This is a genomic window from Actinosynnema sp., assembly GCF_052038725.1.
Map to the genome: position 1 here is coordinate 1 of NZ_JBQGCX010000172.1, position 6,637 is coordinate 6,637.

1 protein-coding gene is annotated in these 6,637 nt (G+C 68.2%); it reads left to right on the top strand.

From position 1 onward, the window contains the following. Positions 1-18 precede the first annotated feature (18 nt). The coding region (locus ACTUAL_RS03205) for a polymorphic toxin-type HINT domain-containing protein (RefSeq protein WP_440899218.1) at positions 19-6,637 on the top strand (6,619 nt) is incomplete at its 3' end.

Here is a 6,637-nt window from a genome sequence, read left to right on the forward strand (position 1 = left end):
CGAACAAGGAGCCACGCCTTGAGCGCTGGATCGCCGTCCTGGAGACAGCGGACAGCGGCGCTGGGTGTCGTCGTCGTGCTCACGGTCGCCTTCGGGCAGGCCGTGGCCACAGCCGACCCCGGAGCCGAGCTTCCGCAGCCACCGCAGGAAACCTCCGTCGCCGTGCAGGACGCACCGGAGACGCCGCTCCCGGACAACCCGAACACCGCCATCGCCCTGACCGGTCCCGCCGAAGCGCACTGGCCCGAGCCAGCAGCGGCGGACCTCGACCTCTCCGCCGACGGCGGAACCCCCGCGCAGGCAACCGCCCGCGTCGCGGGCACGCCCGTGCCGGTCGAGGGAACCCCCGTCGCCGTCACAGTCGCGGGTGACACCGTTCAGCGCCGGGCCGCCGCGCAAGGTGACGAAGGCGCGAAGGTCCGCGTCGAGGTCGAGGACCGCGACGAGAGCAAGAACCTGGTCGGCAACGGTGTCGTGTTCAGCGTCGCCGACCGGGGCAACGCCTCGGGCAAGCCGCTGGACATCACCTTCGACTACCGCTCCTTCGCCGACGCCTTCGGCGGCGGGTTCGGCTCGCGCCTCAAGCTCAGCGCGCTGCCCCCCTGCGCGCTGACCACACCGGACAAGGCGGAGTGCCGCGTCGAGACCCCGGTCGATAACGCGGCCAACAACACCGCCGCCCACTCGCTCTCCGGCACCGTGAGCCTGAACGCCGAGCAGCCCGCCGTGTTCGCGGTCAGCGCGGCCACAGGCAGCTCCACCGGCACCTTCGCGGCCACCTCGCTGGCCGCCGCAGGCTCGTGGAACGCGGGTGGCTCCTCCGGTGACTTCACCTACGGCTATCCCCTGCGCGTCCCGCCCGCCGTGGCGGGCAGCGTGCCCTCGGTGTCGCTGGGCTACTCGGCGCAGAGCGTCGACGGCCGCACGTCCGCGTCGAACAACCAGGCCTCCTGGCTCGGCGACGGCTGGGACGCCTCGCCCGGCGGATTCATCGAGCGCTCCTACAAGTCCTGCTCGCAGGACCTCGGCGGCAACAACGGCCAGACCAAGACCGGCGACCAGTGCTGGGCCACCGAGAACGCCACGATCAGCCTCGTCGGCGTGTCCGGCAAGCTCGTCAAGGACAAGACCACCGGCAAGTGGCGTCCGGAGAGCGACGACGGCGCGCGCATCGAGCTGCTCACCGGCGCTGCCAACGGTGACGAGGGCGACGCGGGCAAGGACGTCGGCGAGCACTGGAAGGTCACCACTCCCGACGGCACCCAGTACTTCCTCGGCCTCAACCGGCTCCCCGGCTGGAGCGAGGGCAAGCCGGAGACCAACTCCGCCTGGACGGTCCCCGTCTACGGCAACAACACCAGCGAGCCCTGCAACAAGGGAACCTTCGACGCCTCGTGGTGCCAGCAGGCGTACCGCTGGAACCTCGACTACGTCGTCGACCCGAACGGCAACGTCACCACCTACTACTACAACAAGGAGGTCAACCACTACGGCCGCAACGCGGACCCGGCCAAGACGACCCCCTACGTGCGCGAGGGCTACCTCAACCGCATCGAGTACGGCCTGCGGGCCGACAACCCGTACGCCACCCCGGCCGCCAAGGTCGACTTCGAGACCGCCGAGCGCTGCCTGCCCAACGACACGGTCGACTGCGCGCCCGACAAGATCAAGACCTCGCCCGGCTCCTGGCCGGACGTGCCCGCTGACCAGCTCTGCGCCGCTGACGAGAAGTGCACCCAGCGCAACTCGCCGTCCTTCTTCAGCCGCAAGCGCCTGACCAAGGTCATCACCCGGATCTCCCGGTCCGGCGGCTGGCAGGACGTGGACTCCTGGAAGCTGGAGCACGCCTACCTGCCCACCGGCGACGGAAACGGGCCCTCGCTCAACCTCAGCTCCATCGTCCACAGCGGTCACGTCGGTGGAACGATCACGCTGCCCGCCACCACGTTCACCTACAAGGCACTGGCCAACCGGGTGGACGGGGTCGACCACGGGATGCCGTGGACCCGCTACCGGATCGCCAACATCGTCGGCGAGGCGGGCGCAGTCACCGAGGTCACCTACAGTGACCCGGACTGCGTGCCGGGCAGCAGGATGCCCGAGGCACCGGACAGGAACACCCTGCGCTGCTACCCGGTGTGGTGGAGCCCTGATGGGGCGCCGGAGCCAATCCAGGACTGGTTTCACAAGTACGTCGTCACTTCGGTCTCCCAAACTTCCGGCACCGGCGGTTCGCTGGCCATGCCGACCTACTACGAGTACAAGGGTGCTCCCGCCTGGCACTTCGACGAGAACGACTTCGCCCAAGACAAGCACCGCACCTGGTCGCAGTGGCGCGGCTACGAAACCGTCCGCATCACCAAGGGCACCACGGTCAGCGCGCAGAGCGCGTCCGAGACCGTCTACTTCCGGGGCATGCACGGCGACAAGCTGTCCAACGGCACCCGGAGCGTGGACGTCGAGAACAGCGAGGGCGAACCGCACCGCGACGATGACCGGCTGCGCGGCGCGGTGCGCGAGATGCGCCAGTACAACGGCACCGAACTGGTGTCCGCCTCGGTCAATGACCCCTACCTGCCCGAGACTCCGACCGCCGAGGACGTGGCAGGCCGCAAGGCGTTCGTCAGCGGTGTCGCCGCGGTGCGCGGGCGCAGCAAGCTCGCGGACGGGTCCTGGCGGCGCACCAAGGTCGTCAAGACGTTCAACGCCGAAGGCATCCCGACCACTGCGGAAGACCACGGCGACCTCGCCGTGACCGGTGACGAGAGCTGCACGCGCACCGAGCACGCCCGCAATGAGACCGCGTGGATGCTCACTTACGCCAAGCAGGTCGAGACGGTCAAGGGCACCTGCGAGGTCCAGGCGTCACCGGAGACGATCCTGTCCTCCGCCCGCTCGTCCTACGACGGTCAGGAGCACGGAGCCGCCCCCACCAAGGGGTTGATCACCAAGGCCGAGGTGCTCGACGGTTGGGACACCTCGGGGCAGAAGTGGATCACTGCCTCCACCTCGACCTACGACGGCTACGGCCGCCCCCTGGAGATCACCGACTCGGGCGGCCAGAAGAGCCGCACCGAGTACACCCCGGCGACCGGGGCGCCTGCCCAGATCAAGAGCACCAACCCGCTCGGGCACAGCGCGACCGAGCACGTCGAAGCCGCCTGGGGCGCGTCCGTCGCCTCGGTGGACGCCAACAACCGGCGTTCCGACCTCTCCTACGACGCGCTGGGCAGGCTGGTCGCAGCCTGGACGCCTGGACGCGACAAGAACAAGGTGTCTGCGGATGCCTTGTTCGAGTACCAGTACAACACCACCCGTCCCAGCGTCGTGGTCACCAAGCAGCGCCAGGACGATAACGGCTATCTGACGAGCTACACGCTCTACGACGGTCTGATGCGCCAGCGGCAGACCCAGATCCCCACGCCGTACGAGCAGGGTGGTCGCCAGATCACCGACATCCGCTACGACTCGCGCGGGTTGGCGCACACGACCAACGGCCTCTACTACAACGCCGAGCCGCCCAGCGACAAGCTGGTGCTGACCTTGGACAACGCGGCCCCCAACCAGACCGTCACCGAGCACGACGGCATGGGCCGCGTCACCGCGGCGATCTTCCGGGTCGACGACGTGGAGAAGTGGCGCACCACCACCGCGTACAGCGGTGACCAGGTGCACACCACCCCGCCCGCGGGCAGCCCGGCCACGCCGATCATCAACGACGCCCAGGGGCGCACCACCGAGAAGCGTCAGTACGAGAACGGCATCGGTAGCGCGTACGACGCCACGAAGTACACCTACAACGCGGCCGGTCTGCTGGAGACGGTGACCGATCCGACGGGCAACACCTGGCGCTACGGCTACGACCTGCGCGGCCGCAAGGTCAGCACCGACGACCCGGACACCGGGCACAGCACGATCGCCGTCAACGTGCTCGGCCAGATCACCAGCACCACCGACGCCGAGGGCCGCACGGTCGCCAACACCTACGACCAGCTCGGTCGCCCCACCGCCCGCTACCAGGGCTCGCCCCAGGGGACGAAGCTGGCCGAGTGGGAGTACGACAGCGTCCAGGGCGGCATCGGAATGCCCGCGCTGTCGCGGCGGCTGGTCGACGGTGCCGAGTACACCACGCGCACCACGGGGTACGACAACGCCGGACGGCCGACCGGCACGGAGATCACCATCCCTGAGGTCGAAGGTGTGCTGGGCACCACTTACCGGGCCACCCAGACCTACACTGCCACGGGCAAGCCCGCCGCGACCTCTCTCGACGAGGTCATCTCCGGTGACAGCGTGATCGTCGAAGGCGAGACGATCACTCACCGCTACAACACGTCCAACGGCATGCTGGAGCGGACGTCCGGCAGGCAGATCTACGTCGGTGCCACTAGTTACACCTCGTTCGGCGAGGTCAGGCAGGTGGTGCGCGGCAACGCGGGCACAACAGGAGCCAAGCAGGTCTCGGTCACCAACTCCTACGAGGTCGGCACCCGCCGCCTCGTGACGTCGGAGGTGCACGCCCTCTCCACGCGGACGACCCAGCTGGCCAACCGGAACTACGCGTACGACGCCTCCGGCAACATCACCCGCATCGCGGACGCGCCCTCGGGCACCGTGCCGGACATCCAGTGCTTCGCCTACGACCACCTGCGCCGGATGACCGACGCGTGGACCCCGTCCACGGGTGACTGCAACGAGGTGAGGTCCACCGCAGCGCTGGGCGGCGCCGCACCGTACTGGCACTCCTGGACGTTCGACAAAACCGGCAACCGGCTCACCGAGACCCAGCACGACAAGGCCGGGGACACCGTCCGCACCACCGCCTACCCGGCGGCGGGCCAGCCCCAGCCGCACACCGCGACCTCGGTGACCACGACCAGCCCGACCGGTGACTCGATCGACACCTTCGCCTACGACCGCTCGGGGAACACCACCTCGCGCCTGGTCGGTGGTGACCGGCAGGTGCTGGAGTACGACGTCGAGGGCAAGGTCTCCAAGGTCCGCAACCCGGACGGCAAGGAGTCCACCTACCTCTACGACGCCGACGGCTCACGCCTGATCAGCCGCGAGCCGTCCGCGACGACCCTGTACGTGTTCGGCCAGGAGATCCGCCTGGAGAAGGGCACGTCGAAGCCGAGCTGGACCCGGCAGTACAGCCACGGCGGCGAGGTCGTGGCGGTGCGCAACAGCGTCAGTGGCCTGAAGTGGGTCATCGCCGACCACCAGGGCACCAACCAGATGTCGGTGCACCCGGACACCCTGGAGCCGCAGCGGCGCAGGCAGACCCCGTACGGCGAGGCCCGCGGCGGCCTGCCGTCGGTGTGGCCGGACCGCTTGGGCTTCGTGGGCGGGCGCAATGACGAGTCGGGGCTGACGCAGGTCGGTGCGCGGTTGTACGACGGTGCGTCGGGTCGGTTCCTGACCGCGGACCCGGTCATCGACAACAACGACCCGCAGCAGATGAACGGGTACGCGTACAGCAACAACAGCCCGGTCACCTTTAGCGACCCGACGGGGTTGCGGCACTGCGGCATCGACGGGGTGCTGTGCCCCCTGCCGCGGTACCAGGGCATCCACGAAACAGCCGAGGACTACTACGCCGACCGCCAGGCGCAGCAGAACTACCAGCGGCAGCAGCAGCGGCAGGCCAACTCGTCGAGTGGCGGGCAGACGGTTGAGCAGTTCGCCGCGCAGAGTCGGCGCGCGGCTGGGATCAGCGACGCCGAGTACCAGAGCGCGCTGGCGAACGCCCACAAGACGAAGTGGGACGTGGTCAAGGAAGTCGCCTGGGAGGTCATCAAGGACATCTCGGGCTGGAATGACATCGTCGACTGCTTCAGTAGGGGTGACATCCTGGCCTGCGGCGGGCTGGTTCTCGACCTGGTGCCGTTCGGCAAGGTCGGGCGTGTCCTGGAGGCCGGTTACAAGGCGTACAAGGCGGTTGACTCGCTGGTCGACACCGTGCGGAACGCACGGGCGATCCTGCGCAGGGTCGACGACATCACCGCTGCCGCCGAGCGGGCGGTACTGAGGTCGCAACAGCGGAAACTTGGTGGTGGTGGGGCCAGTTGTCCCAACCACAGCTTCGTCGGAGCGACCAAGGTCGTGATGGCGGACGGCTCGGAGAAACCGATCTCCGAGGTCGAGTTGGGCGACCGTGTCAAGGCGACCGATCCGGAGACCGGGGAGACCACGGACCGCGACGTGGTGGCGACCTTCGTCCACTCGGACGAGGGCGATATGACTCGTCTGGTCGTGCGTGGTGAGGGCGGCGAGAGCGGGACGGTCGACGCGACCTCGTGGCACCCTGTGTGGGTCGATGCCGAGGGTAGATTCGTCAACATCGGCGAACTAGCGGTCGGTGACCGGTTGACCTCGGTCGATGGGGCGTCACCCGAGGTTGTCGGGGTCCGGGACTATACCCACTTCGAGCCGGTGTACGACCTGACCGTTGAAGGTGTGCACACGTATTATGTGCTCGCAGGCATCAGGCCAGTCCTCGTTCATAATTGTGACGAGGCTAAACTTCGGAGTGAGCTGACCCAACTCGGTAAAGCTCGGATCGAAGAGGTCGTTAAAAAACTTCGTGAAGGTGAAACACTGCCGGGTGCGTTCAGTGTCGGGCGTGACCGAACCA